Source organism: Streptomyces sp. NPDC087300, assembly GCF_044744425.1.
Lineage (GTDB): Bacteria > Actinomycetota > Actinomycetes > Streptomycetales > Streptomycetaceae > Streptomyces.
This window is the reverse complement of record NZ_JBIUYI010000004.1, coordinates 1016046-1040195: the sequence shown is the minus strand read 5'-3', so window position 1 is coordinate 1040195 and position 24150 is coordinate 1016046. Positions and strand designations below refer to the sequence as shown.

Sequence of the window (24150 nt, the reverse complement as noted above, 5' to 3'; positions counted from 1 at the left end):
GAGGGGGCACCTCCCTGCTCGAGCGAAGCCGAGAGCTTGGGGGAGGGCGTGCCAGACCCCGCGAGCCCGGCCTGATCCAAACGAAAGGCCCTAGCCCTTGTTCGCCTCTTCGACCATCTTCTTCAGCTTCGCGGGCGTCAGCGGGTTCTGCTGGTCCCCGAAGATGCTCTTGCCGTCGAGCTCCACCGTGGGCGTGCCCTGCAACTTGGCGTCCTGGAAGGCCTTGTTCGACTTGGTGGCCCAGCTGTCGTGCGTGCCGTCCTCGACGCACTTCTTGAAGGAGTCCGTGACGAGCCCGTCCACCTCGCCCGCCAGCTCGATCAGCTTGGCGTTCTTGCTGTACGCGTCGTCCGTCTCCGGGGGCTGGTTCTTGTAGAGGACGTCGTGGTACGCCGGGAACTTGCCCGCGTCCTGGGCGCAGCCCGCCGCGTTGGCCGCGCGCAGCGAGCCGCTGCCGCCGAGGTTCTTGTCGATGAGCGTGGCCAGGTGATACTCGACCTTGAGCTGGCCCTTGTCGGCGAGCTCGTGGATGGTCGAGCGATAGCCGTCCTCGAACTGCTTGCAGGCCGGGCAGCGGAAGTCCTCCCAGATGGTGAGGGTGGACTTGGCGCTGTCCTTGCCGAGCGGGAGCGACAGCTGGTCCTTGCCGTTGGCCCCCTTCGGCACGACGACGGGGCCCGCGGACGAGTCGCTCTTGTCGTCACCGGAGCTGGCGGCGAGCACGCCCACCACCGCGGCGAGGCCGAGCACACCGACCACCGCGGCCCCGACGATCAGCCCTCTGCGCTTCTTGTCGCGGGCCTTCTGCCGCTCTCGCTCTTCCGCCAGCCGTTCGCGGGCCGACCGCTTTCCCTCACTGTTCTTCTCACTCACACCCCGCCAACGAACCGGGGAGGCACGAGCGTGCCTCCCCGGTCCTATTCCACCCGTACGGGTTATGCCTTGCCGCGGACACCGTCCGCGAGTTCGCCCGCGAGCGCACGGACGGCCGCGAGGCCCGCCTGCTCGTCCTCGGCGTCCAGCATCCGCTGGACGAAGGCCGAGCCGACGATCACGCCGTCGGCGAAGCCCGCGACCTCGGCCGCCTGGCGGGCGTCGGAGACGCCGAGCCCGACGCAGACCGGCAGTTCGGTGGTGGCCTTGGTGCGCCGCACCAGCTCCTGCGCCTGCTCGCCCACCGAGGCGCGGGTGCCGGTGACGCCCATCAGGGAGGCCGCGTAGACGAATCCGGAACCGGCCGCCGTGATGGTGGCGAGCCGCTCGTCCTTGCTGCTCGGCGCGACGACGAAGACCGTCGCGAGGCCGTGCTTCGCGGCGTGCTCACGCCACAGCGCCGACTCCTGGACGGGCAGGTCGGGCAGGATGCAGCCCGCGCCGCCCGCCTCCGCGAGTTCGGCGGTGAAGCGCTCCACGCCGTAGCGGTCGATGGGGTTCCAGTACGTCATGACGAGCACCGGCTTGCCGGTCGCCTCGTGCGCCTCGCGGACCGTGCGCAGTACGTCGCGGATCTTGAGGCCGCCGCGCAGCGCGATGTCGTCGGCGGTCTGGATGACGGGGCCGTCGAGCACCGGGTCGGAGTGCGGCAGGCCGACCTCGACCACGTCGGCGCCGCCCTCGAAGACGGCCTTGATCGCCGCGATGCCGCCGTCGACGGTGGGGAAGCCCGCCGGCAGGTAGGCGATCAGTGCGGACCGGCCCTCGGCCTTCGCCGCCGCGAGGGTGTCCTCCAACAGCCTGATGTTGCCGCTCACTTGGCGTCCCCCTCGATCTCCGCGGTGGCCGCCGCGTCCGCCTCGACGGCGGCGTCCGTGTCGTACAGGCCGAAGTAGCGCGCGGCCGTGTCCATGTCCTTGTCGCCGCGCCCGGAGAGGTTGACGACGATCAGGCCGTCCTTGCCCAGCTCCTTGCCGACCTCGAGAGCGCCCGCGAGCGCGTGGGCGCTCTCGATGGCGGGGATGATGCCCTCGGTCCTGGACAGGAGCCGCAGCGCCTGCATCGCGGCGTCGTCGGTGACCGCCCGGTACTCGCCGCGGCCGCTGTCCTTGAGGTAGGCGTGCTCGGGGCCGATGCCGGGGTAGTCGAGTCCGGCGGAGATCGAGTAGGGCTCGGTGATCTGGCCCTCCTCGTCCTGGAGGACGTAGGACCGCGAACCGTGCAGGATGCCGGGCTCGCCCGCGGTCAGCGTGGCCGCGTGCTCGCCGGTCTCCACGCCGTGTCCGGCGGGCTCGCAGCCGATGAGGCGTACGTCCGCGTCCGGGATGAAGGCGTGGAAGAGGCCGATGGCGTTCGAGCCGCCGCCGACGCAGGCGACGGCGGCGTCGGGCAGCCGTCCGGCGCGCTCCAGGATCTGCCGCCTGGCCTCGACGCCGATGACGCGGTGGAAGTCGCGGACCATGGCGGGGAAGGGGTGCGGGCCCGCGACGGTGCCGAAGAGGTAGTGCGTGCGGTCCACGTTGGCGACCCAGTCGCGGAACGCCTCGTTGATGGCGTCCTTCAGGGTGCGGCTGCCGGACTTCACGGCGATGACCTCGGCGCCCAGCATGCGCATGCGGGCCACGTTCAGGGCCTGGCGCTGGGTGTCGATCTCGCCCATGTAGATGGTGCATTCGAGGCCGAAGAGCGCGCAGGCGGTGGCCGTGGCGACGCCGTGCTGGCCCGCGCCGGTCTCGGCGATCACGCGGGTCTTGCCCATGCGCTTGGTGAGCAGGGCCTGGCCGAGCACGTTGTTGATCTTGTGCGAGCCGGTGTGGTTCAGGTCCTCGCGCTTGAGGAAGACACGGGCGCCGCCCGCGTGCTCCGCGAAGCGGGGCACCTCGGTGAGGCTGCTGGGGCGGCCGGTGTAGTGGACGAGCAGGTCGTCGAGCTCGCGGGCGAACTCGGGGTCGTTCTTGGCCTTCTCGTACTCGACGGCGACCTCGTCCACGGCGGCGACGAGGGCCTCCGGGATGAACTTGCCGCCGAACGCGCCGAAGTACCCTTCGGCGCTGGGGACTTGACCCTCCGGGTCGGGGATGAAGTACTCGCTGGGCATGCGGAAACCTCGCGTTGGCGTCGTATTGGCTTGGACGGTGTTCGCCTTGGCGCCGTTGCTGGTCGGGGCCCGTGCGCGACCGCGGCCCGTCGTGGCCCGCGCGCGCAGTTCCCCGCGCCCCTTCCGGGGCGCTACTCAGCTCCGGCGGCGATCAAGGCGCCGCCCTGCCATCGCATCCCGGGGATCTGGCCCGGTTCCGCTCCGATGTGGTACCGCACCCGCCTGCCCCGCACGCGCCGCGCGGGCGCCCGGCAGCCGCGCGGGCGGCAGCCGGGTGCGAGGCGGGCGGCGATGGACATCGGGAGGGTCAGCTCCGTCCGTGGCGCAGCGCGGGGTGGGCGCCCGCGGCGACCAGGTCGGAGACCGCGGCCTTCGGGTCGCGCCCGGTGACCAGGGACTCGCCCACGAGCACCGCGTCGGCGCCCGCGTTGGCGAAGGCGATCAGGTCGTGCGGGCCCCGTACACCGGACTCGGCGATCTTGACGACGCCGTCCGGCAGCTCGGGCGCGATCCGCTCGAAGGTGGAGCGGTCGACCTTGAGGGTCTTGAGGTCGCGGTTGTTGACGCCGATGACGCGGGCTCCCGCGTCCACGGCGCGCTCGGCCTCGTCCTCGTCGTGCACCTCGACGATCGGCGTGAGGCCGATCGATTCGGCACGCTCGATGAGGGACTCCAGGGCGGGCTGCTCCAGGGCTGCCACGATGAGCAGCGCGAGGTCGGCGCCGTACGCCCTGGCCTCCCACAGCTGGTACGAGGTGACGATGAAGTCCTTGCGGAGCACCGGGATGTCGACCTTGGCGCGGACGGCCTCCAGGTCGGCGAGCGAACCGCCGAAGCGGCGCTCCTCGGTGAGCACGGAGATGACGGCGGCGCCGCCCGCCTCGTAGTCGGCGGCGAGCCCCGCGGGGTCGGCGATCGCGGCGAGCGCGCCCTTGGAGGGGCTGGAGCGCTTGACCTCACAGATGACCTTGACGCCGTCACCGCGCAGGGCGGCCGCTCCGTCCCTGGCCGCGGGGGCCCGAGCAGCGCGCTCCTTGATCTCGTCGAGGCTGACGCGCGCCTGCCGCTCCGCGAGGTCGGCACGGACTCCGTCGATGATCTCGTCGAGCACACTCACCGAGCGGCCCCCTTCCCTGACGGTTGAGCTGACGTTCAAGCTGGTCACTGCGATGGTATCCGCAGGAGGGCGAAGCCCCCGCATCCGGTTGACGGGCGTCCCACGACCTGGACACCGGCCGCGCCCGTGACCTGGCCGTTCACCGGCTCCGCGAGCTGGGGGTCCGCCGCTGTCACGGCCTGTCGGTCAGGGGTGCAGCCACGATCCGAACGGCAGATTGCGGACGACGGTGAAGACGGTGACCAGCACGCCGAGGCTCCAGAGCGGCACCGGGCCCAACTCGATCCGCAGCGGTTTCCCGCGCGCCGCCCTGACCGCCCAGAGGGTCCACACGACGGCGAAGAGGACATAGCCGGCGACGGCCATCGCGTTGGCGCCGAGGGCCGCGCCGAAGTCGCCGTGGATGAACGCGTGGGCGCTGCGCAGACCGCCGCAGCCGGGGCAGTAGATGCCGGTGAGGCGCAGCAGCGGGCAGGCGGGGTAGTGGCCCGGTTCGTTCGGGTCGACCGCTCCGACGTAGGCGAAGGCCCCGACGACGGAGGCGAGCACACCGGCCGGCACGAGCAGACGGGTCAGGACGGCGGGCGCGGCGCTCTCGGTTTCGGCGGTCACCCGTGCATTCTGCCTCGCCGCGGGGTCCGGCGCCCGGTGGCCGTACCGGCGACGGGACGGCCGCGGGGCCGAACGGCGGGCACGTACGCGAGGAGGCGGCCGGGCAGGTGCCCGGCCGCCTCCTGGCGTACGACGGAGATCAGCTCCGCGGGATCAGCTCTCGGAGCCCGCGACCTGGCGCTGCGGGCGCTTGGCCTGCCCCAGGCCCGCGGCGCGCATGGCACCGCCCACGAGGCCGCCGATCACGATGATGGCCATGCCGGCCCAGAACCCGGGCACGTTCGCCATCACCATGAAGGCGCCGGCGACGCAGAAGCCGATGAAGGCGATGATGACACCGGTCCAGGCGGCCGGGGTGTGTCCGTGGCTGCTGCCCGCCATTGATTGCTCCTCGTTGCTGTGTACGTGTGTGTACGTGGTGGTGGGTGGGAGGCCCACCGCGAGTCGGACGCTCGTCACCATTGTCCCGTACTCGCGCGTATGCCTTGAGCGCGGGGTCGGGCTTGACGCGTCGGTCCCGTCAGGTCTCGCGCGTCGGGTCCTCGCCCCGGTCGAGGGCCTTCCACATCTCCTCGGGCCGCTCCGGGTCGGGGGCGCGGCGGGCCTTGCGGGGGCTGGGCGTGCCGTCGCGCTCGTAGCGCCCCGACATCGCGGGCCAGCCCCTGCCGTAGGTGAGGGCGAGCAGGCCGGAGAGCAGGAGGAGCGCGCCCGCGGCGGCCGCGGCGTACGGCCAGCCGGTGTGGCTGAGCTCCCCGATGGTGGCCGCGGCGTCGCCGGACGCGGTCGCGGCCTTCTCGTCGAGGGCGCCCCGGTCGTCCGCGCCGAGCAGGGCCGCGGCGATGGTGCCCGCGCCGCTGAGCGCGAGCAGCAGGGAGACCAGGACGCGTCCGGTGCGGCGGACCGCGAAGACGGCGACGAGAGCGGCAAGGCCCACTATGGCGAGGGCCGCGGGGACGCCCGTGACGTCGCTGCCCTTGGCGGAGAGCGGCAGGGCGCCGCCGGCCACCGAAGCGGTGCCGTGCGCCCACTCCTGGCGCGAGGCGAGCAGGGCGAGGGCCGCGCCGACGGCGCCGAGCAGCAGCGCGGCGGCGATGCTGCGCCTGCTGCTGCGCTGCTCTGGGCTCTCGGCGGGAGCCTCGGTACGGGGCGGTGGTACTGCGGAAGTCACCTGTCCACTATCCCTCACGGTCCGAACGCGCGTGCAGCCGGTTCGCCGTGTGGATGGCGCGCAGCACCGCGGCGGCCTTGTTGCGGCACTCGGTGTCCTCGGCGACGGGGTCGGAGTCGGCGACCACACCCGCTCCCGCCTGCACGTACGCCGTGCCGTCGCGGAGCAGTGCGGTGCGGATGGCGATCGCGGTGTCGGAGTCGCCCGCGAAGTCGAGATAGCCGACGCAGCCGCCGTAGAGGCCGCGCCTGGACGGTTCGAGCTCGTCGATGATCTGCATCGCGCGGGGCTTGGGGGCGCCGGAGAGGGTGCCCGCGGGGAAGCAGGCGGTGAGCACGTCGAAGGCCGAACGCCCGTCGGCCACCTGTCCGGTGACGGTCGAGACGATGTGCATGACGTGCGAGTACTTCTCGATGGACATGAAGTCGACGACCTCGACGGAGCCCGGCTCGCAGACCCGGCCCAGGTCGTTGCGGCCCAGGTCGACGAGCATGAGGTGCTCGGCGCGCTCCTTGGGGTCGGCGAGCAGCTCGTCGGCGAGCGCCTGGTCCTCCTGCGGCGTGGCGCCGCGGTGCCGGGTCCCCGCGATGGGGTGCACCATGGCGCGCCCGTCCTCGACCTTGACGAGGGCCTCGGGGCTTGAGCCGACCACGTCGAAGCCGTCGAAGCGGAAGAGGTACATGTACGGCGAGGGGTTGGTGGCCCGCAGTACCCGGTAGACGTCCAACGCGCTCGCCGTGCACGGGGTCTCGAACCGCTGCGAGGGCACGACCTGGAAGGCCTCACCGGCGCGGATGCGCTCCTTGATGTCCTCGACGGCCTCCTGGTACTGCTCGCCGCCCCACAGCGCGGTGTACGGGGGCAGTTCGGAGGGCGGCAGCGCGGCGGGCGGCTGCGAGACGGGCCGGGAGAGGTCGGCCTCCATGGCGTCGAGGCGGGCGACCGCGTCGGCGTAGGCCTCGTCGACGCCGGTGTCGAGGTCGTTGTGGTTGATCGCGTTGGCGATCAGCAGGACCGAGCCGTCCCAGTGGTCGAGGACGGCGAGGTCGCTGGTGAGCAGCATGGTCAGCTCGGGCAGGGCGAGGTCGTCCCGCTCCCCCGGGCCGATCTTCTCCAGGCGGCGCACGATGTCGTAGCCGAGGTAGCCGACCATGCCGCCGGTGAAGGGCGGCATGCCGGACACCAGGTCGCGCGGGGTGTGCAGCAGGTCGATGGTGGCGCGCAGCGCGGCCAGCGGGTCGCCCGACGTGGGGACGCCGACGGGCGCCGTGCCCAGCCAGTGGGCCTCGCCGTCGCGGACGGTGAGGGTCGCGGCGCTGCGGACGCCGACGAAGGAGTAGCGGGACCAGGACCTGCCGTTCTCCGCGGATTCCAGGAGGAAGGTGCCGGGACGCTCGGCGGCGAGCTTGCGGTAGAGGCCGACGGGGGTGTCGCCGTCCGCGAGGAGTCTGCGGCTGACGGGGAGTACGCGGCGGTCGGCAGCCAGCTTGCGGAAGGTCTCAAGGTCCATGGGGGCAGACCCTACTGACCGGGCGCGGACGCGTGGGACACGGGAAGCACGTCGGTGTCGAAGCAGGTGCGGGTGCCGGTGTGGCAGGCCGCGCCGACCTGGTCGACCTGGACGAGGACGGTGTCCGCGTCGCAGTCCAGGGCGACCTCCTTGACGTACTGGAAGTGTCCGGACGTGTCGCCCTTGACCCAGTACTCCTGGCGGCTGCGCGACCAGTAGGTGCAGCGGCCCGTGGTCAGGGTGCGGTGCAGCGCCTCGTCGTCCATCCAGCCGAGCATCAGCACCTCACCGGTGTCGTACTGCTGGGCGATGGCGGGCAGGAGCCCGTCGGCGCTGCGCTTGAGGCGCGCGGCGATCTCGGGGGCGAGGCTGCTGGGCGGGGGAACGCTGGTCATGGGCCCATTGTGCCGCGCCGGCCCGCCGCCCCAGGCCCGCGTCCACTGTCCGGACCGCGCGGGCGGTCGTAGGCTGGCCGGTATGTCGACCCATGCCAAGCGTGAACGGCTTCTCCTCGCCGATCTGTTGGAGGCGGAGGGCCCGGAGGCCCCCACCCTGTGCGAGGGGTGGCGGACCCGGGACCTGGCGGCCCACGTGGTGGTGCGCGAGCGCCGCGCGGACGCCGCGGGCGGGCTCCTGATCAAGCAGCTGGCCGCGCGTCTCGAACGGGTGCAGGCCGAGTTCGCCGCGAAGCCGTACGAGGAACTGATCCAGCTGATCAGGACCGGGCCGCCGCGTTTCTCGCCGTTCTCGCTCAAGCAGGTCGACGAGGCGTCGAACGCCGTCGAGTTCTACGTGCACACCGAGGACGTGCGCAGGGCGCGCCCCGGCTGGACGCCGCGCGAGCTCGACCCGGTGTTCTCCGACACCCTGTGGTCCCGTCTGGAGCGCACCGCGCGCCTGGTGGGCCGCAAGGCGCCGACCGGCCTGGTGCTGCGCCGCCCGGACGGCCAGACGGCGGTGGCGCACCGGGGGACGCCGGTGGTGACGGTGACCGGTGAGCCCGCCGAGCTGCTGATGTTCGTGTACGGGCGCCAGGAGGTCGCCGAGGTGGATCTGGCGGGCGACAAGGACGCGGTCGCCAGGCTGCACGAGTCGAAGCAGCTCGGACTCTAGGATCCGATCCATGATCAAAGTGGCCATGGTGAGTGTCTACGTGGACGACGTCCAGAGGGCGCACGCCTTCTACACCGGCGTGCTGGGCTTCGAGACGCGGATGCACGTGGACGTGGGCGGCGGGTTCCCGTTCGTCACGGTGGGCGCGGCCGGGGCCCAGGAGGATCTCCAGCTGCTCCTGGAGCCGGGCCAGGGGCCGATCGCCGAGCCCTACCGCGCGGCGCTGCGGGCGGCGGACCTGCCGTGCGTCGTCTTCTCGGTGGACGACCTGCGCGCCGAGTACGAGCGGCTCGGCGCGCTCGGCGTGAGTTTCCCGCAGCCGCCGACGGTGCAGGGCCCGGTGCTCACCGCGGTGCTCGACGACACGGTCGGCAATCTGGTGCAGCTGTCCCAGCCGACCGGCTGAAGTCGGCGGGTCAGCGCGGGAGTTCGGCGCGGCGAAGGGAGCGGGAACAGAGTCCGATCACGCCGCCCGCGGCGCTCAGGGCCGCGCTCGCGACGAACACCGGCGCCATCCCCCAGACCCCGATCGCCGCGCCGACGACCGGATAGCTGAGCGGGGCGACACCCATCGTGAACAGCGTCATCACGGACGTGACCCGCCCCAGGTAGGCGGGGTCCGCGACGGTCTGGCACAGCGCGCCGATCAGGGCGCCGCCCAGGCCCGTGCACAGGCCCACGAGGAGCCCGGCCGCCGCGGCGGTGGCGACGGAGGGCGCGAAGGCGATGCCCGCCAGGGCGACCGATCCCGCGATGACGCCCCAGGACTGCACGGCACCGGCCCGCGACACCCGCCCGCGCACGGTGAGCAGCAGGGCCGCGAGGCCCGCGCCGACGCCGAAGCCCGCGACGATCCAGGCCATGCCCGCCGCGCCCCAGCCCCGCTCGTCGGCGAGCAGCACGAGTCCGATGTTGGCGGGCCCCGCGAAGCCCAGCTCCATCACCGCGGCCACGAGCGTCAGCGGGCCGAGGACCCGGTGGCCCCTGATGTACCGCAGCCCGTCGGCCAGTTGACGCCGGGCCGTGCCGCCGCGGGCCGCCGCGCCGTCGGCGGGCAGCTCGCGGACGCGTACGGCCATCAGGAGTGCCAGCGAGACGGCGAACAGCACCCCGGCGGCGCCGAACGCGGCGGCGGGACCGCCGAGCGCCACCGCGAGCCCGCCGAGCGGCGCGGCGACCACCGTGGCCACGCGCTGGGCGAGCCCGCGCATGCCCTGCACCCGGCCGAGCTGCCCCGGCGCGGTGATGCGCGGCGGCAGCGCGCCCACGCTCGGCAGGAAGAGCGCGTCCACGGCGCCGAAGACGAGCGCGACCGCCGCGAGCAGCCAGATCGCGGGAGCGGTCACCAGGAGCAGGACGGCGACGGCGAGGATCACGGCGCACCGGACGGCGTCGCTGCCGATGACGACGCGGCGCGGCCCGAACCGGTCCGCGACGACTCCCCCGCCGAGCATCAGGATCGCGCGCGGTACGGCCCCCACCGCGAGGACGAGCCCCGCCTGCCCGGCGCTGCCGGTGCGCGCGGCGGCCCAGGACAGCGCCACGAAGTAGACGCTGTCGCCGATCATCGACGTGGTGTAGGCGCCGAGCCAGCGCAGGACGTTGCCGTCGCGGTGGGCGGGGCGTTCGGTGACGGCGGGGGCCGGGGGTATGCCGGTGGCGGTCATGACGTGCCCCTCAGATCCGGAACGGGAAGCTGGCCAGGTGGACGGCGACGTTCTCGCGCCCCTCGGTGTCACCGGCCGCCTCCGCGGCCTTGCCCTGCTCCTCGTACGTCTTGATCAGGGCGTGGATGTCGGCGTTGAGCCGGGTGAGTTCGGCGGGGTTGAGGCGGGCGAGGAAGTCCGACTGGTCGGCCGCCCTGCGCCACTGCTCGCCCCAGGCCTCCTGCTGGTCGAGGTAGGTCTCGTACTGCTCCTGGTGGTAGGCGACCAGACGGCGGATGGTGGCCGTGTGGGCGGCGGCCCCCTCGGGCGAGTCCTTGAAGTCCTCGTGGCGGAAGCTCAGGGACTCCTGGGCGGCGCGCCACCACCGCTCCCGCGCGTCGCCGCTCTGCGCCTCGGCCTCCTCGATGAGGCCGTGCTCGGCGAGCTTGCGCAGGTGGTAGCTGACCAGCGAGACCGCCTCGTCGACCTGCGTCGCCAGCTGGGAGGCGGTGGCGACGCCCGCGACGCGCAGCGTGCCGTAGAGCTTCAGGCGCAGCGGGTGCCCGAAGGCCTTCAGCGTGCCGACGTCGGTGATCCGGCGGGTCTCGGGAGGCGGGGGCTGCCGCTTGTCGTCCATGCCTTCACCGTAGGTAGGAAAGAAAAGTTGCGCAACAGAAATTGCGCAACTTCTCTTTCACGTCTGTACGGCATCTGTACGCAAAAGGGCCCCGGCCACCGAACAGGTGACCGGGGCCCGAAGCCCTGAAGGCTCAGCGGACGGGGTGCCCCGCCTCCCGCAGCGTCTCCTTGACCTCGCCGATCCGCAGATCGCCGAAGTGGAAGACCGATGCCGCGAGCACCGCGTCCGCGCCCGCCGCGACGGCCGGCGGGAAGTGCTCCAGACGGCCCGCGCCGCCCGAGGCGATCACCGGCACCGTGACGTGCTTGCGAACGGCCTCGATCATCTCGATGTCGTAGCCGTCCTTGGTGCCGTCGGCGTCCATGGAGTTGAGCAGGATCTCGCCCGCGCCCAGCTCGGCCGCCTGGTGCGCCCATTCGACGGCGTCGATCCCGGCGGACTTCCGGCCGCCGTGGGTGGTGACCTCGAAGGACCCGGACGGGGTGCGCCGCGCGTCCACGGAGAGGACGAGCACCTGACGTCCGAACCGCTCCGCGATCTCGCGGATCAGCTCGGGCCGCGCGATGGCGGCGGTGTTGACGCCGACCTTGTCCGCGCCCGCCCGCAGCAGCTTGTCGACGTCCTCGGCGGTGCGCACGCCGCCGCCGACCGTGAGCGGGATGAAGACCTGCTCGGCGGTGCGGCGGACCACGTCGTACGTCGTCTCGCGGTTGCCCGACGACGCGGTGATGTCCAGGAAGGTGAGCTCGTCGGCGCCCTCGGCGTCGTACACCTTGGCCATCTCGACGGGGTCGCCCGCGTCCCGCAGGTTCTGGAAGTTGACGCCCTTGACGACGCGGCCGTTGTCCACGTCGAGGCAGGGGATGACTCGTACGGCGAGGGTCATGACGCCTCAGCTCCCCGGTACGCCTCCACCTCGACCTCGACCACCAGGCTGGGGTCGATGAAGCCGGAGACGATGAGCATCGAGGCGGCGGGGCGCACGTCGTCGAAGAGCTCCTTGTGGGCGCGGCCCACGTCGTCGACGTCGCGCGCGTGCGTGAGGTACATGCGGGTGCGCACCACGTGCTCGCGGCCCAGGCCCAGCTTCTTCAGCGCGTCGAAGGCGACCTGGAAGGCGGTGACCGTCTGCTCGTAGGGCGTGCCCGCGTCTATGGAGCCGTTCACCACGGACGTGCAACCGGACACCAGGACGAGGCCGCCCGGAAGCTCGACGGCGCGGGAGTAGCCGATGGCCTCCTCCCACGGGCCGCCCGAGTTCACCCGGCGCACGACGTCGCTCATGACGACGCCACCGCGGCGAGCGCCTCTTCGAGGGTGAACGCCTTCGCGTACAGCGCCTTGCCGACGATCGAGCCCTCGACGCCGAGCGGGACGAGCTCGGAGATCGCGCGCAGGTCGTCGAGGGAGGAGACGCCGCCCGACGCCACCACGGGACGGTCCGTTGCCGCGCAGACGTTCCTCAGGAGCTCCAGGTTGGGGCCCTGCAGCGTGCCGTCCTTGGCGATGTCGGTGACCACGTAGCGCGCGCAGCCCTCGGCGTTGAGGCGCTCCAGGGTCTCGTAGAGGTCGCCGCCGTCACGGGTCCAGCCGCGGCCGCGCAGCGTCGTGCCGCGGACGTCGAGGCCCACCGCGATCTTGTCGCCGTGCTCGGCGATGACCTTGGCGACCCAGTCCGGGGTCTCCAGGGCGGCCGTGCCCAGGTTCACGCGGGTGCAGCCGGTGGCGAGGGCGGCGGCGAGCGTGTCGTCGTCGCGGATGCCGCCGGACAGCTCGACCTTGATGTCCATGGCGCCCGCGACCTCGGCGATCAGCGCGCGGTTGTCGCCGGTGCCGAACGCGGCGTCCAGGTCGACCAGGTGCAGCCACTCCGCGCCCGACCGCTGCCAGGCCAGGGCGGCCTCGAGCGGGGAGCCGTAGGAGGTCTCCGATCCGGACTCACCATGGACGAGGCGTACGGCCTGGCCGTCGCGGACGTCGACGGCGGGAAGGAGTTCGAGGGTGCTCACAGGGTTCCGATCCAGTTGGTGAGGAGCTGGGCGCCGGCGTCGCCGGACTTCTCGGGGTGGAACTGGGTGGCGGTCAGGGCGCCGTTCTCGACGGCCGCCACGAAGGGCTCGCCGTGCGTGGACCAGTGCACGTACGGGGCGCGCATCACCGGGTTCACGACTTCGAGGGACCAGGTGTGCACGGCGTAGGAGTGCACGAAGTAGAAGCGCGCGTCGTCGTCGAGCCCCTTGAAGAGCGGGGACCCCGCCGACGCCTGGACCGTGTTCCAGCCCATGTGCGGGACGATGTCGGCCTTCAGCGGCTCGACGGTGCCGGGCCACTCGTCCAGGCCCTCGGTCTCCACGCCGTGCTCGATGCCGCGCGCGAAGAGGATCTGCATGCCCACGCAGATGCCCAGCACCGGGCGGCCGCCGGACAGGCGGCGCCCGACGATCCAGTCGCCGCGCGCCTCCTTCAGGCCCCGCATGCAGGCGGCGAAGGCACCGACGCCGGGCACGAGCAGCCCTTCGGCGTTCATGGCCGTGTCGAAGTCGCGGGTGATCTCGACGTCGGCTCCCGCGCGCGCCAGGGCGCGCTCGGCGGAGCGGACGTTACCGAAGCCGTAGTCGAAGACGACGACCTTCTTGGGAGTGCTCATCTCGCGTACGCCTCCCGTCAGTTCCAGTAGTCGAGCCGCATGATGCCCGCGGCCAGACACATCACGGCGCCGATGGAGAGCAGCGTGATGAGGCTCTTGGGCATCCCCTGCTTGACGAAGGAGATGACGCCGCCGATCAGGAACAGACCGACGACGATGAGGATGGTGTTGAGGCCGTTCATGGGTTTACAGCGCGCCCTTCGTGGAGGGGAGGATTCCGGCGGCGCGCGGGTCGTGCTCGGCGGCGTAGCGCAGGGCGCGGGCGAGGGCCTTGAACTGGCACTCCACGATGTGGTGGGCGTTGCGCCCGTACGGCACGTGGACGTGCAGGGCGATCTGCGCCTGCGCGACGAAGGACTCCAGGATGTGCCGGGTCATCGTCGTGTCGTACGCGCCGATCATGGGCGCCATGTTCTCGGGCTCGGTGTGCACCAGGTACGGACGGCCGCTCAGGTCGACGGTCACCTGGGCGAGGGACTCGTCGAGCGGGACCGTGCAGTTGCCGAAGCGGTAGATGCCGACCTTGTCGCCGAGCGCCTGCTTGAAGGCGGCGCCGAGGGCGAGCGCGGTGTCCTCGATGGTGTGGTGCGAGTCGATGTGCAGGTCGCCCTCGGTCTTGACCGTGAGGTCGAAGAGGCCGTGGCGGCCGAGCTGGTCGAGCATGTGGTCGTAGAAGCCGACCCCGGTCGACACGTCGACCTTTCCGGTGCCGTCGAGATCGATCTCGACGACGACCGACGTCTCCTTGGTGGTTCTCTCGACCCGTCCAACGCGGCTCATGCGCTCTGCTCCTTCTTCAGTTCGCGTACCGCATCGAGGAACGCGTCGTTTTCGGCGGGGGTTCCCGCGGAGACCCGCAGCCACCCCGGTACTCCGTTGTCCCGGACCAGGACGCCCCGGTCGAGGATCCGCTGCCACACGGCATGCGAGTCGTCGAACCGCCCGAACTGCACGAAGTTGGCGTCGGAGTCGGTCACCTCGTAGCCCAGCGCGCGCAGCTCGGTGACCAGGCGGTCGCGCTCGGCCTTGAGCTGCTCGACGTATCCGAGGAGCGTTTCGGTGTGCTCAAGGGCGGCCAGCGCGGTGGCCTGGGTGACGGCCGAGAGGTGGTACGGCAGGCGGACCAGCTGCACCGCGTCGACGACCGCGGGGTCGGCGGCGAGATAGCCGAGGCGCAGGCCCGCTGCGCCGAACGCCTTGGACATGGTCCGCGAGACGACGAGGTTCGGCCGGCCTTCGATCAGCGGGAGCAGCGAGTCGCCGTGGCTGAACTCGACGTACGCCTCGTCGATCACCACCATCGACGGCCCCGCGGCCTGCGCGGCGTCGTACAGCGCGAGGACCGTCTCGGCCCGGACCGCGTTGCCCGTGGGGTTGTTGGGCGTCGTGATGAAGACGACGTCCGGCTGGTTCTCGGTGATCGCCTTCGTGGCCGCCTCGACGTCGATCGTGAAGTCGTCGTGACGCGGGCCCGAGATCCAGTTCGTGCCGGTGCCGCGGGCGATCAGGCCGTGCATCGAGTACGAGGGCTCGAAGCCGATGGCCGTGCGCCCGGGGCCGCCGAAGGTCTGCAACAGCTGCTGGATGACCTCGTTGGAGCCGTTGGCCGCCCAGACGTTGGCGAGGGCGACCGGGTGGCCGCCGGTGCGGGTGAGGTAGCGCGCGAGCTCGGTGCGCAGCTCGACCGCGTCCCTGTCGGGGTAGCGGTTGAGGTCGCGGGCGGCCGCGCGCACGCGCTCGGCGATGCGGTCGACCAGCGCGTCCGGCAGCGGGTAGGGGTTCTCGTTGGTGTTCAGGCGGACGGGAACGTCGAGCTGGGGGGCGCCGTAGGGGGACTTGCCGCGCAGTTCGTCGCGTACGGGAAGGTCGTCGATCCGGGTCGTTCCGTGCTGGGCGGTCACTTGGTGGGCACCTTCCACCCGAAGCGGGCCTTGATCGCCGCGCCGTGCGCCGGCAGGTCCTCGGCCTCGGCCAGCGTCACCACGTGGTGGGCGACGTCGGCCAGGGCCTCGCGCGTGTAGTCGACGATGTGGATGCCGCGCAGGAACGACTGGACGGACAGGCCCGAGGAGTGGCAGGCGCAGCCGCCGGTCGGCAGGACGTGGTTGGAGCCCGCGCAGTAGTCGCCGAGGGAGACCGGCGCCCAGGGGCCCACGAAGACCGCGCCCGCGTTCTTGACGCGGTCGGCGACGGCGGTGGCGTCCGCGGTCTGGATCTCCAGGTGCTCGGCGCCGTACGCGTCGACGACCCTGAGGCCCTCCTCCAGGCCGTCGACCAGGACGATCGCGGACTGCTGCCCCTTGAGGGCGGGCACGATCCGGTCCTCGACGTGCTTGGTCGCGGCGACCTGCGGCGCCAGCTCCCTCTCCACGGCGTCCGCGAGGGCCACCGAGTCCGTGACGAGCACGGCGGCCGCGAGCGGGTCGTGCTCGGCCTGGCTGATCAGGTCGGCGGCGACGTGCACGGCGTCCGCGGTGTCGTCGGCGAGGACCGCGATCTCGGTCGGGCCCGCCTCGGTGTCGATGCCGATGCGGCCGGTGAAGTAGCGCTTGGCGGCCGCGACCCAGATGTTGCCGGGGCCCGTGACCATGTTGGCGGGGGCGCAGGACTCGGTGCCGTACGCGAACATCGCGACGGCCTGGGCGCCGCCGACCGCGTACACCTCGTCGATGCCGAGGAGCGCGCAGGCGGCGAGGATCGTCGGGTGCGGCAGGCCGCCGAACTCCTTCTGGGGCGGCGAAGCGAGCGCCGTCGACGCGACGCCCGCCTCCTGGGCGGGGACCGCGTTCATGATCACCGAGGAGGGGTAGACCGACCGGCCGCCGGGCGCGTAGAGCCCGACGCGCTCGACCGGTACCCACTTCTCGGTGACCGAGCCGCCCGGCACGACCTGGGTGGTGTGCGGGGCGCGGCGCTGCGCGCGGTGGACGGTGCGGGCGCGGCGGATCGACTCCTCCAGGGCCGCGCGGACCTCGGGGTCGAGACCGGCCAGGGCCTCGGCGAGCGCGGCCGCGGGCACGCGGACCTGCTCGATGCGGACACCGTCGAACTTCTCCGCGTACTCGATCAGCGCCGCGTCGCCACGATGATGCACGTCCTCGCAGATGGGCCGCACCTTCTCCAGGGCGGCCGCGACGTCGAAGTCGGCACGGGGCAGCAGGGCGCGCAGGGCGGCCCCCGACGGAAACTCTGTGAGGGCATCGCCGCGCAGATCGATTCGAGAGATCACATGGCCAATTCTCTCAGACCTTCTTTCGGCACCGGACGCCCGTATCACTGGCTGATATGGATCCCGGAACAGCACGTTCACCACTAGCGTTCAGCCCGTCACCGAACGGGCATGAACAGGTGTACGAGGGCACAAGCGCACGGGGAACGGGGAGGACGGAAGCAAGTGGCCGACGGCACCGGCATCGGGGACCCGCCGGACGGACTGACCGCCGCGGAGATCGGCATGTGGCAGGCCTTCCGCAACGGCAGCGTCTACGACCTCAGATCGGGCGACGCCACCGTGGACGACCCGCACGGCGGCCACCCCTGGGGTCCTGAGCGGAGCGTGCGGGCGCGCATCGTGTGCTGGCTCCTCCTGGACGGACCGCCCGCGCTCGCGGGCCGCGTCTCCTCGCTGAAGCTCGCGGGCGTGCAGATCACCGACGCGCTCGACCTCGCGGGCGGCACGGTCGTCCCGTACACCGAGATGAAGCACTGCCGCTTCGAGAAGGAGGTGCTCCTTCCCGAGGCCCGCTTCACCACGCTCCGGCTCGTCGACTGCGCGGTCCCCCGCTTCGAGGCCGCCCGGCTGCACACCGAGGGCGATCTGCACCTGCCGCGCTGCCGTATCCACAACGGCATGCGCCTCACCGACGCCCACATCGGCACCGACCTGCTGCTCAACCAGGCGGTGGTCTACCGCGACCGGCGCGGCAACTCGATCCTGGGCGACGGCCTCTCGGTCGGGCAGGACCTCCAGGCCGAGATGATGGAGTCGCACGGCGTGCTCAGCCTGCGCGGCGCGAAGATCGGCGTCTCACTGAGCCTGCGCGGCAGCCTGCTCACCAACCCCTACGGCAGGCGCGCCCTGAACGCCCCGCAGCTGACCGTGGAGCGCTCGCTCTACCTGACCCCCGCGGGCCTCGGCAACCCGTCCCTGACCAGCGGCACCACCCCGGCGCGCGGCACGCGCGTGCAGCGCTTCGAGTGCCAGGGCGGGGTCCGCCTCGACGACGGCAGGTTCGGCGACGCCATCGACCTCACACAGGCCCGCTTCACGCTCCAGAACGACCAGGAGCTGTCGCTGCGCCGCGTCCAGACGCCCGAGCTGCGCTTCCTCGGCGAGGCGCCGCAGCGCGGCAGGGTCGTCCTGTCCGGCGCCCGGATCGTCACCCTGATCGACAAGTCGGCGAGCTGGCCAGGACCCGGCTGTCTCCAGATGGGCGGCTTCACCTACGAGAACCTCGTCCCGCAGGGCAGCTTCCCGCTCTCCCTGCGGCTGAGCTGGGTGGCGGCCGCGACGGCCGAGTACAACCCCGAGCCGTACGAGCGGCTCGCGACCGTCCTGCGCAACGGCGGCGAGGACGCCGACGCCCGCGAGGTCCTCCTCGCCAAGCAGCGCAGGCGCCGCGAGACGCTGCCGCTGGCGGCGAAGCTGTGGGGATACGCGCAGGACTGGACGGTCGCGTACGGCTACCGCCCCGGGCGGGCCGCGGTCTGGATGGCCGTGCTGTGGGCCGTCAGCGCGGTGGCCTTCGCGCGCGCCGACCACCCCGCGATCAAACCGGGCGAGCACCCCAACTGGAACCCCGCCCTGTTCACCCTCGACCTGCTCCTGCCGGTCATCGACCTGGGCCAGGACAGCTACTGGCAGCTGCGCGGCGGCTGGCAGTGGTTCGCCGCGATCCTGATCCTGCTCGGCTGGATCCTCGCCACGACGGTGGCGGCGGGCGCGACGCGGCTGCTCCGCCGCAGCTAGGGTCTTTCGTTTGGATCAGGCCGGGCTCGCGGGGTCTGGCACGCCCTCCCCCAAGCTCTCGGCTTCGCTCGAGCAGGGAGGTGCCCCCTGCGGCGTTGTCGTCGGTTGCCAACGCTCCGCGTTGCCGCCCTCCTCCGCCTTGCGATCGCACGCACCAGACCCCGCTCCCTGATCCGGCCTGATCCAAACGAAAGACCCTAGGCCGCTGCGCTCGACTGGAGCGGTGCGGGTGTGTGGCCTCCTCCGGCGCGGCCGTGGGGTCTCCGCGGGAGCGTCGTGGCCGGGCGCGCGGTTCCCCGCGCCCCTTGCGGGGCCCTCGGCGGCCGAACCGTTATCCACCCCGAGGCAACCTTCCCCACCCCTGGACCGTCATCCCAGCGCAACCAACAATGGAGCAACCACGACGGTGACCGGAGAGTCCGCGCGAGCGGGGCCGGTTGAGGCGTAAAGGAGGGCACGGTGCTGCGTGCCTTCATCCGTACCGCCCGCATGGTCCGGCACACCCCGCGGCTCGCCGCGGGACTGCCGCCCGACGACGAGGTGCTCCTCGACGTCCCCGACGAGCGCCTGGCCCCCGCCCTCGTCGCCGCTGGCCGGGGCGACTACGGCCCCGCCGCCAAGCTCCTGGCCACCTCCCGCGAGGCCGCCGAGTGGGAGAACCGCGACCGCTACACCACGCGCCTCGCCGCCTTCGCCCGCTCCCGCCCCGAGTGGTTCGACGACTGGCTCGGCGCCTCCCCGCACGACCCGGACGCCCTGCTCGTCAAGGCCGAGCTCGCGGTGGTGCGCGGCTGGGAGTCGCCGGCCCGCGCCGAGCTGCTCCGCGACGCCAGCCCGCTGCTCAGCGCCGCCGCCGACGCCGATCCGCGCGATCCGGTGCCCTGGCGGATCGCCCTTGACCACGCGCGCGGCACGCATGCCCCGCACACCGTCTTCGAGCAGCTGTGGGAGGAGGCGGTGCGCCGCTCCTCGTACCACTACGGCTGCCATGCCTCGGCCCTCCAGTACCTGTCGGCCGCCTGGTACGGCTCGCACCGCGAGTGCTTCGACTTCGCCGAGCGCGCCGCCCAGGACGCGCTGCCCGGCTCGTTGATACAGGTCCTCCCGGCCCGCGCGGCCTTCGCCTACCTCACCAGCCCGTCGGGCAAGGTGCCGCGCCGGCGCCTGGACGCGGCGGCCGACCTCGCCATCGCCCTGTCCAGGGAGTACGCCGAGGGCGACCCCTGGCCCGCCGAGGTCCGCAACCTCCTCACGTACGTCCTGGTGCGCCTGGAACGCTGGGACGACGCCCTCGAACAGCTGCGCCTGATCGGCCCGTACGCGACGTCCTTCCCCTGGGACCGGATGGCGGACGATCCGCTCGGCCAGTTCCTGGAACTGCGCGACGGCGTACGCATCGAAGTGGCCTCGATGACCCCGCTGCGCACTCCGCGCGACCGCGCGCGCCCCGGTGAGCATTAGGCTTGCCGGTCGTGACCACCCGGCTTCCGCTCTTTCCGCTCAACTCGGTGCTGTTCCCCGGCCTCGTCCTGCCGCTGAACGTCTTCGAGGAGCGATATCGCGCCATGATGCGCGAGCTGCTCAAGACCCCTGAGGAGGAGCAGCGCCAGTTCGCCGTCGTCGCGATCCGCGACGGCCTCGAGGTGGCGCCCAGCTCGCCAGGGCTCCCCGACCAGACGGCGCTGCCCGAGCACGGCCCGGCCGCGGGCTTCGGCGACGACCCCCTCAAGGCGTTCCACACGATGGGCTGCGTGGCCGACGCGGCGACCATCAGGGAGCGGGACGACGGCGGCTTCGAGGTGCTCGCCACCGGCACGACCCGGGTCCGGATCCATTCGGTCGACGCCTCAGGCGCCTTCCTGACCGCCGAGGTCGAGGAGGTCCCCGAGGAGCCCGGCGAGGAGGCGGGAGCCCTCGCCGAGGGCGTGCTGCGCGCCTTCCGCTCCTACCAGAAGCGGCTCGCGGGGGCGCGCGAGCGCTCGCTCTCGACGGGCGCCGAGCTGCCGGACGACCCGTCTGTGGTGTCGTACCTGGTCGCCGCGGCGGCCGTCCTGGACACCCCCACCAAGCAGCGGCTCCTGGAGGCGACGGACACCGCGGCGCGGCTGCGCGAGGAGCTGAAATTGCTGCGCGCCGAGACCGCGATCATCCGTAATCTGCCGTCGTTGCCCGCGACGGAACTGACGCGGGGCACCACAAGCCTCAACTGACGTGCGGGGAGCGACCGTGGGCAAGAAGCAGAAGAAGCAGCAGACGGGCGCGGGCGGCACGCCCGCGACGGTGGCGCTCACCGCGGCGGGCACCGCCTTCACCGTGCATTCCTACGCGCACGACCCCGCCCACCCCTCGTACGGCGACGAGGCGGCCGAGGCCATGGGCGTCTCCCCCGACAGGGTCTTCAAGACGCTGGTCGCCGAGGTGGACGGCGAGCTGACCGTCGCCGTCGTGCCCGTCGCGGGCAGCCTGGACCTGAAGGCGCTCGCCACCGCGGTCGCGGGCAAGCGCGCCGTCATGGCCGACCCGGCGGCCGCCGAGCGCACCACGGGCTACGTCAGGGGCGGCATCTCCCCGCTGGGCCAGCGCAAGAAGCTCCGCACGGTCCTGGACGACTCGGCGTCCGCGCACGCCACGATCTGCGTCTCCGCGGGCCGCCGCGGCCTCGAAGTGGAGCTGGCACCCGCCGACTTGGCGGCGCTCACGGACGCGGTCCTGGCACCGGTGGGCCGCGCCTGAGGCGGCTGCGCCCACCCCGTACGCGTACGACGTGAAAGAGCCCTCGACACCCGTCCGGGCCCGGACTAAGAACCCAGGGCATGTCGAAGAAGACGCGCATGCGCAAGTGGCGGGCGAAGAAGCGCAAGGCCAATCACGGCAAGCGCCCCGCCTGAACCCCTCCAGGGACCTGAGCACTGCCGGGAACCTGCCCGTCTAGGAACCCGTCCCCCCGGGATGGCCGTCGCTCCGGGGCCCTTCGTACGGCGCGTGCCCTCCGTAGGGCGCGCTCCCGCCGTAGGGCGCCGGATACGGCTCGGGGTCGCGCGGGCCGAACAGCGCGTTCAGGCCGAGGTGCACGGCGAGCGCGGCCACCGGCCAGGCGAGCAGGACGCCCTTGGCCTTGAGGTCGAGCGGCGCGTCGAAGACGACGCCCTTGCCGACCGCCTTGGCGTGCGCGACGACGTCCGTCTCGGGGCCGATCCAGTGGCCGAGCTTCCAGGCGAGCAGCGACCCGGCGAGGCTGCCCAGCGCGAGGCCGACGACCAGCGGGAGACCGCCGCGCCTGCGCAGCAGGAAGACGAGCACTCCGCAGACCAGTCCGAAGGCGAGCGCGAGCAGGGTGAACGTTCCGTCGATCGCGATCGCCTGCTCGCCCTCGGTGTCCTTGAGGTACACCGCCTTGCCGTCCGAGATGAGCGGCACGCGCGGCGTGAGCCACGTCCACAGGAGTCCGAGCAGGAGGCCGCTGACGGCCACCACCACCGCGAGCACCGCGGCCTGCCGCACTTCGGTCTTCATGCCGGGCCCGTCCTCCTGGTATCCGTGCGAAGCCGTGGCCCCCGACGTCTGCGCGGGTGCCTGCCAGGGGTCGTTCGATGGCTCGTTGTGCGGCGGTTGGGAGGGTGTCAGCGGTGCGGTCACCCACACATCGTGCCAGTACTCCCTGTGCGGCGCGTCACCGGACGGCCGCCCGGCGGTACGCCCAGGTGGCGACGGCCAGCGAGGCGACGCCGACCCCCGCGCAGACCGCCAGGTCGAGCACGACGACGGCCCAGTCCGGCTCGGGCCCGAACGTGCGCGCGAAGGCTTCCACGCCGTACGTCGAAGGCAGCAGGTCACGCGCGAATTGCAGCACCGCCGGCATCCTGTCGGCCGGCAGCACCCCGAGCAACAGTGCGGCCGACATGCCCATCTGGCCGAGCAGCGTGGCGAGTTCGGGTCGCGGCGCGAGCAGCCCGAGCGCGGCGCCGAGCCCCGCGAGGGCGGCACCGGCGAGCGGGATCACCGCGACCAGCACCCACAGATGCGTGAGCGGAAGCCCGAAGAGACCGCAGCCGACGATCGCCGTGACGACCGTGCCGGGCACCGTGAAGGAGGCGTACGCGGCCGCGGCGCCGAGCACCACGGCGGCGGGCGGCACGGGCAGCGTGGCGTAGTGGTCGAGCCCGCCGTCCGCCCGCAGCTGCCCGAAGTACTGCGCGAGCAGATTGAGCGCGACGAACGCGACGACGAGCACGGAGGAACCGGCGACGACCGCCCGCGCCTCCCCGCCCCCGTCGACGACGCCGCGCATCAGGATCATGATCCCGACGGACTGGAAGGTCGCCACGAAGAGCAGCGGTATCCGCGCGACCCGCGCGCGGGAGAGCTGGGCGCGGTAGACGGCGGACAGCGCGGGAAAGAGCCGGGCGGGCGGCCCGAGAGGGGCGGGCCCTTCGGCCTCCTGCGCCGCACGGACGCCGTCGGCCCGCACAACGGCTTCCAAGGGAACCGCACTCACCGGACAACCCCTCTGTCATGGATCCTCAACGCACCGTTCGGTGCGGGGTAAACGGATGGGCGGGTGGGAGCCGTCCGCCGCGAAGCGGCGGCACAGGGCGCCCCGGACGAACCCGCGGCCGAAGAACTCACGCCTTCACCAGCCCCCGTCCACTCCCGCCCAACGCAAGATAGACGTCCTCCAGACTGGGCGTGGCCACGGAGAAGTCGTCCAGCGCGGCGAACGCGGCGCCACCGGTCACCGCGGCGACCGCGGCCCGCGCCTCGTCCGGGGCGAGCCGCAGGGACCACCGCCGCCCCGACTCCACCGCGGAGGATCGCAACGCGGCCACCTCGGGCACGTCGAGCGGCGCCCGCTCGCGCCACACGAGCTCCACCCTGACCTCGTCGGCGACCTGCTCCTTGAGCCCGGCCGGACTGTCACAGGCGATGACCTTGCCCTGGTCGAGCACGGCGACGCGGTCCAGGACGGTCTCCGCCTCGATGACGTTGTGCGTGACCAGGAGCACCGTCGCGCCCTGCTCCGCCCTGCGCCGGTCGATCGCCGCCCAGACGGCCCGCCGCGCGACGGGGTCCATTCCGGTGGTCGGTTCGTCGAGGACGAGCAGCGGCCGCTCCCCCACCAGCACGGTGGCGAAGCAGGCGAGCCGCCGCTGTCCCCCGGAAAGCTTCTTCAGCGGGCGCGCGGCCAGGTCCGTGAGCCCCAGCTCCGCCAGGACCGCGTCCCGCTCGCCGCGCGCCTGCCGTACGTCGAGTCCGCGCAGCCGCCCGGTCGTCTCGACGGCGAGCGACACGGTCAGCTCGTCGAGCGCGGTGGACTCCTGCCCCAGATAGGCGAGGATCCGCGCGGCCCGCTCGGGGTGGCGCACGATGTCGTGGCCGAGGATCTCGACGCCGCCGCTGTCGGGCCGCATCAGACCCGTCAGCTGGCGTACGAGGGTGGACTTGCCCGCCCCGTTGGGCCCGAGCAGGCCGAAGATCTCGCCGCGCCGGATCGTCAGGTCGATCCCGTCGGTCGCGCGGACCTCGGGCGTCGCGGGCCTGCCGCGCCGGGCGCGGACGGCCGGGTAGGTCTTCACCAGGTCGCGCACCGCGCAGACGGCGTCGATGCCGAGTTCCTGACGGAGTCCCTGTCGGACTGCCGGTGCCGGGCGCGTACTCACGAAGGACGAGCCTACGGGGTCCACGGCCGTGAACGACGCC

General features: G+C 72.5%; 29 protein-coding genes. 6 read left to right on the top strand and 23 right to left on the bottom strand.

All coding sequences use genetic code 11. The features are described 5' to 3' along the window. Positions 1 to 90 precede the first annotated feature (90 nt). From ACIO9J_RS20425 to hisI, 10 genes are all read right to left on the bottom strand, one after another. Complete coding sequence (locus ACIO9J_RS20425; protein ID WP_402001023.1) at positions 91 to 873, bottom strand: DsbA family protein; 783 nt, start codon at positions 871 to 873, stop codon at positions 91 to 93. Between the two features lie 62 nt (positions 874 to 935). Further along, positions 936 to 1751: a tryptophan synthase subunit alpha gene (gene trpA, locus ACIO9J_RS20420; RefSeq protein ID WP_402001020.1), complete on the bottom strand. Its 816-nt coding sequence runs from the start codon at positions 1749 to 1751 to the stop codon at positions 936 to 938. Continuing rightward, positions 1748 to 3031 carry a tryptophan synthase subunit beta gene (gene trpB, locus ACIO9J_RS20415; protein ID WP_402001017.1) on the bottom strand — a complete coding sequence of 428 codons (1284 nt, stop codon included), beginning with the start codon at positions 3029 to 3031 and terminating at the stop codon, positions 1748 to 1750. The genes trpA and trpB overlap by 4 nt, the downstream gene beginning before the upstream one ends. Before the next feature lie 131 nt (positions 3032 to 3162). Further along, positions 3163 to 3330 carry a tryptophan biosynthesis modulator TrpM gene (gene trpM / locus ACIO9J_RS20410; RefSeq protein WP_402001014.1) on the bottom strand — a complete coding sequence of 56 codons (168 nt, stop codon included), beginning with the start codon at positions 3328 to 3330 and terminating at the stop codon, positions 3163 to 3165. A gap of 8 nt (positions 3331 to 3338) precedes the next feature. Continuing rightward, positions 3339 to 4148: an indole-3-glycerol phosphate synthase TrpC gene (trpC, locus tag ACIO9J_RS20405; protein ID WP_402001012.1), complete on the bottom strand. Its 810-nt coding sequence runs from the start codon at positions 4146 to 4148 to the stop codon at positions 3339 to 3341. A gap of 186 nt (positions 4149 to 4334) precedes the next feature. Next, positions 4335 to 4760, bottom strand: a complete 426-nt coding sequence (locus tag ACIO9J_RS20400) for a DUF2752 domain-containing protein (RefSeq protein ID WP_402001009.1) — start codon at positions 4758 to 4760, stop codon at positions 4335 to 4337. A gap of 153 nt (positions 4761 to 4913) precedes the next feature. After that, positions 4914 to 5141 (bottom strand): HGxxPAAW family protein, encoded by a 228-nt coding sequence (locus ACIO9J_RS20395; RefSeq protein ID WP_402001006.1) that lies wholly within the window; start codon positions 5139 to 5141, stop codon positions 4914 to 4916. Between the two features lie 139 nt (positions 5142 to 5280). Then, complete coding sequence (locus ACIO9J_RS20390; RefSeq protein ID WP_402001003.1) at positions 5281 to 5928, bottom strand: TIGR02234 family membrane protein; 648 nt, start codon at positions 5926 to 5928, stop codon at positions 5281 to 5283. Positions 5929 to 5935: 7 nt separating this feature from the next. Next, on the bottom strand, positions 5936 to 7438 hold the full coding sequence (locus tag ACIO9J_RS20385) for an anthranilate synthase component I (protein WP_402001000.1): 1503 nt from the start codon (positions 7436 to 7438) through the stop codon (positions 5936 to 5938). A gap of 11 nt (positions 7439 to 7449) precedes the next feature. Beyond that, the gene (gene hisI / locus ACIO9J_RS20380) at positions 7450 to 7833 is read right to left on the bottom strand and encodes a phosphoribosyl-AMP cyclohydrolase (RefSeq protein ID WP_402000997.1); all 384 of its coding nucleotides are present in this window, start codon (positions 7831 to 7833) and stop codon (positions 7450 to 7452) included. Between the two features lie 82 nt (positions 7834 to 7915). Here hisI and ACIO9J_RS20375 point away from each other — a divergent pair, with 82 nt between their 5' ends. Continuing rightward, entirely contained in the window at positions 7916 to 8551 is a 636-nt protein-coding gene (locus ACIO9J_RS20375; protein ID WP_402000994.1) for a TIGR03085 family metal-binding protein, read from the top strand. 10 nt (positions 8552 to 8561) lie between these two features. Continuing rightward, complete coding sequence (locus tag ACIO9J_RS20370) at positions 8562 to 8957, top strand: VOC family protein (protein WP_402000991.1); 396 nt, start codon at positions 8562 to 8564, stop codon at positions 8955 to 8957. 10 nt (positions 8958 to 8967) lie between these two features. Here the strand turns inward: ACIO9J_RS20370 and ACIO9J_RS20365 are convergent, their stop codons facing one another. The 10 genes from ACIO9J_RS20365 to hisD form a co-directional block, all read right to left on the bottom strand. Further along, on the bottom strand, positions 8968 to 10218 hold the full coding sequence (locus ACIO9J_RS20365) for an MFS transporter (protein WP_402000988.1): 1251 nt from the start codon (positions 10216 to 10218) through the stop codon (positions 8968 to 8970). 10 nt (positions 10219 to 10228) lie between these two features. Continuing rightward, positions 10229 to 10834 (bottom strand): helix-turn-helix domain-containing protein, encoded by a 606-nt coding sequence (locus tag ACIO9J_RS20360; RefSeq protein WP_402000985.1) that lies wholly within the window; start codon positions 10832 to 10834, stop codon positions 10229 to 10231. 133 nt (positions 10835 to 10967) lie between these two features. After that, entirely contained in the window at positions 10968 to 11723 is a 756-nt protein-coding gene (gene hisF, locus ACIO9J_RS20355; protein ID WP_402000982.1) for an imidazole glycerol phosphate synthase subunit HisF, read from the bottom strand. Further along, positions 11720 to 12121, bottom strand: coding sequence for a RidA family protein (locus ACIO9J_RS20350; protein ID WP_402000979.1), 402 nt, complete (start codon positions 12119 to 12121; stop codon positions 11720 to 11722). The genes hisF and ACIO9J_RS20350 overlap by 4 nt, the downstream gene beginning before the upstream one ends. Continuing rightward, the gene (gene priA / locus ACIO9J_RS20345) at positions 12118 to 12846 is read right to left on the bottom strand and encodes a bifunctional 1-(5-phosphoribosyl)-5-((5-phosphoribosylamino)methylideneamino)imidazole-4-carboxamide isomerase/phosphoribosylanthranilate isomerase PriA (protein ID WP_402000976.1); all 729 of its coding nucleotides are present in this window, start codon (positions 12844 to 12846) and stop codon (positions 12118 to 12120) included. The genes ACIO9J_RS20350 and priA overlap by 4 nt, the downstream gene beginning before the upstream one ends. Then, positions 12843 to 13484, bottom strand: coding sequence for an imidazole glycerol phosphate synthase subunit HisH (gene hisH, locus ACIO9J_RS20340; protein WP_402000973.1), 642 nt, complete (start codon positions 13482 to 13484; stop codon positions 12843 to 12845). The genes priA and hisH overlap by 4 nt, the downstream gene beginning before the upstream one ends. Positions 13485 to 13501: 17 nt before the next feature. Next, on the bottom strand, positions 13502 to 13666 hold the full coding sequence (locus tag ACIO9J_RS20335) for a hypothetical protein (protein WP_402000970.1): 165 nt from the start codon (positions 13664 to 13666) through the stop codon (positions 13502 to 13504). 4 nt (positions 13667 to 13670) lie between these two features. Further along, a complete protein-coding gene (hisB, locus tag ACIO9J_RS20330; RefSeq protein WP_098241935.1) occupies positions 13671 to 14264 on the bottom strand; it encodes an imidazoleglycerol-phosphate dehydratase HisB in 594 nt (197 codons plus the stop codon). Next, positions 14261 to 15385, bottom strand: coding sequence for a histidinol-phosphate transaminase (locus ACIO9J_RS20325; protein ID WP_402000967.1), 1125 nt, complete (start codon positions 15383 to 15385; stop codon positions 14261 to 14263). Before ACIO9J_RS20325 ends, hisB begins: the two co-directional genes overlap by 4 nt. After that, a complete protein-coding gene (hisD, locus tag ACIO9J_RS20320; RefSeq protein WP_402000964.1) occupies positions 15382 to 16713 on the bottom strand; it encodes a histidinol dehydrogenase in 1332 nt (443 codons plus the stop codon). Before hisD ends, ACIO9J_RS20325 begins: the two co-directional genes overlap by 4 nt. Before the next feature lie 165 nt (positions 16714 to 16878). Between hisD and ACIO9J_RS20315 the strand changes: the two genes are divergently transcribed. The 4 genes from ACIO9J_RS20315 (at position 16879) to ybaK (ending at position 21186) form a co-directional block, all read left to right on the top strand. Beyond that, complete coding sequence (locus ACIO9J_RS20315) at positions 16879 to 18453, top strand: oxidoreductase (RefSeq protein WP_402000961.1); 1575 nt, start codon at positions 16879 to 16881, stop codon at positions 18451 to 18453. 489 nt (positions 18454 to 18942) lie between these two features. Further along, complete coding sequence (locus tag ACIO9J_RS20310; RefSeq protein ID WP_402001155.1) at positions 18943 to 19914, top strand: hypothetical protein; 972 nt, start codon at positions 18943 to 18945, stop codon at positions 19912 to 19914. Positions 19915 to 19916: 2 nt separating this feature from the next. Further along, complete coding sequence (locus tag ACIO9J_RS20305; protein WP_402000958.1) at positions 19917 to 20663, top strand: LON peptidase substrate-binding domain-containing protein; 747 nt, start codon at positions 19917 to 19919, stop codon at positions 20661 to 20663. Between the two features lie 16 nt (positions 20664 to 20679). Beyond that, positions 20680 to 21186 (top strand): Cys-tRNA(Pro) deacylase, encoded by a 507-nt coding sequence (gene ybaK / locus ACIO9J_RS20300; protein WP_402000955.1) that lies wholly within the window; start codon positions 20680 to 20682, stop codon positions 21184 to 21186. 195 nt (positions 21187 to 21381) lie between these two features. Here ybaK and ACIO9J_RS20295 read toward each other — a convergent pair whose 3' ends face one another. The 3 genes from ACIO9J_RS20295 to ACIO9J_RS20285 form a co-directional block, all read right to left on the bottom strand. Beyond that, a complete protein-coding gene (locus ACIO9J_RS20295; protein ID WP_402000952.1) occupies positions 21382 to 22089 on the bottom strand; it encodes a DUF2567 domain-containing protein in 708 nt (235 codons plus the stop codon). 34 nt (positions 22090 to 22123) lie between these two features. After that, entirely contained in the window at positions 22124 to 22948 is an 825-nt protein-coding gene (locus ACIO9J_RS20290; protein ID WP_402000949.1) for an ABC transporter permease, read from the bottom strand. A gap of 127 nt (positions 22949 to 23075) precedes the next feature. After that, a complete protein-coding gene (locus tag ACIO9J_RS20285) occupies positions 23076 to 24056 on the bottom strand; it encodes an ABC transporter ATP-binding protein (RefSeq protein WP_402001153.1) in 981 nt (326 codons plus the stop codon). Positions 24057 to 24150 lie beyond the last annotated feature (94 nt).

Bases quoted from the DNA above. Each gene is read 5' to 3' on its own strand.
- hisH (WP_402000973.1), bottom strand. From the start codon at position 13,484: ATGAGCACTCCCAAGAAGGTCGTCGTCTTCGACTACGGCTTCGGTAAC.
- ACIO9J_RS20375 (WP_402000994.1), top strand. From the start codon at position 7,916: ATGTCGACCCATGCCAAGCGTGAACGGCTTCTCCTCGCCGATCTGTTG.
- ACIO9J_RS20370 (WP_402000991.1), top strand. From the start codon at position 8,562: ATGATCAAAGTGGCCATGGTGAGTGTCTACGTGGACGACGTCCAGAGG.
- ACIO9J_RS20385 (WP_402001000.1), bottom strand. From the start codon at position 7,438: ATGGACCTTGAGACCTTCCGCAAGCTGGCTGCCGACCGCCGCGTACTC.
- ACIO9J_RS20395 (WP_402001006.1), bottom strand. From the start codon at position 5,141: ATGGCGGGCAGCAGCCACGGACACACCCCGGCCGCCTGGACCGGTGTC.
- hisF (WP_402000982.1), bottom strand. From the start codon at position 11,723: ATGACCCTCGCCGTACGAGTCATCCCCTGCCTCGACGTGGACAACGGC.
- ACIO9J_RS20335 (WP_402000970.1), bottom strand. From the start codon at position 13,666: ATGAACGGCCTCAACACCATCCTCATCGTCGTCGGTCTGTTCCTGATC.
- hisI (WP_402000997.1), bottom strand. From the start codon at position 7,833: ATGACCAGCGTTCCCCCGCCCAGCAGCCTCGCCCCCGAGATCGCCGCG.
- ACIO9J_RS20360 (WP_402000985.1), bottom strand. From the start codon at position 10,834: ATGGACGACAAGCGGCAGCCCCCGCCTCCCGAGACCCGCCGGATCACC.
- hisB (WP_098241935.1), bottom strand. From the start codon at position 14,264: ATGAGCCGCGTTGGACGGGTCGAGAGAACCACCAAGGAGACGTCGGTC.
- ACIO9J_RS20365 (WP_402000988.1), bottom strand. From the start codon at position 10,218: ATGACCGCCACCGGCATACCCCCGGCCCCCGCCGTCACCGAACGCCCC.
- ACIO9J_RS20350 (WP_402000979.1), bottom strand. From the start codon at position 12,121: ATGAGCGACGTCGTGCGCCGGGTGAACTCGGGCGGCCCGTGGGAGGAG.
- trpB (WP_402001017.1), bottom strand. From the start codon at position 3,031: ATGCCCAGCGAGTACTTCATCCCCGACCCGGAGGGTCAAGTCCCCAGC.
- trpM (WP_402001014.1), bottom strand. From the start codon at position 3,330: ATGTCCATCGCCGCCCGCCTCGCACCCGGCTGCCGCCCGCGCGGCTGC.
- ACIO9J_RS20310 (WP_402001155.1), top strand. From the start codon at position 18,943: ATGGTCCGGCACACCCCGCGGCTCGCCGCGGGACTGCCGCCCGACGAC.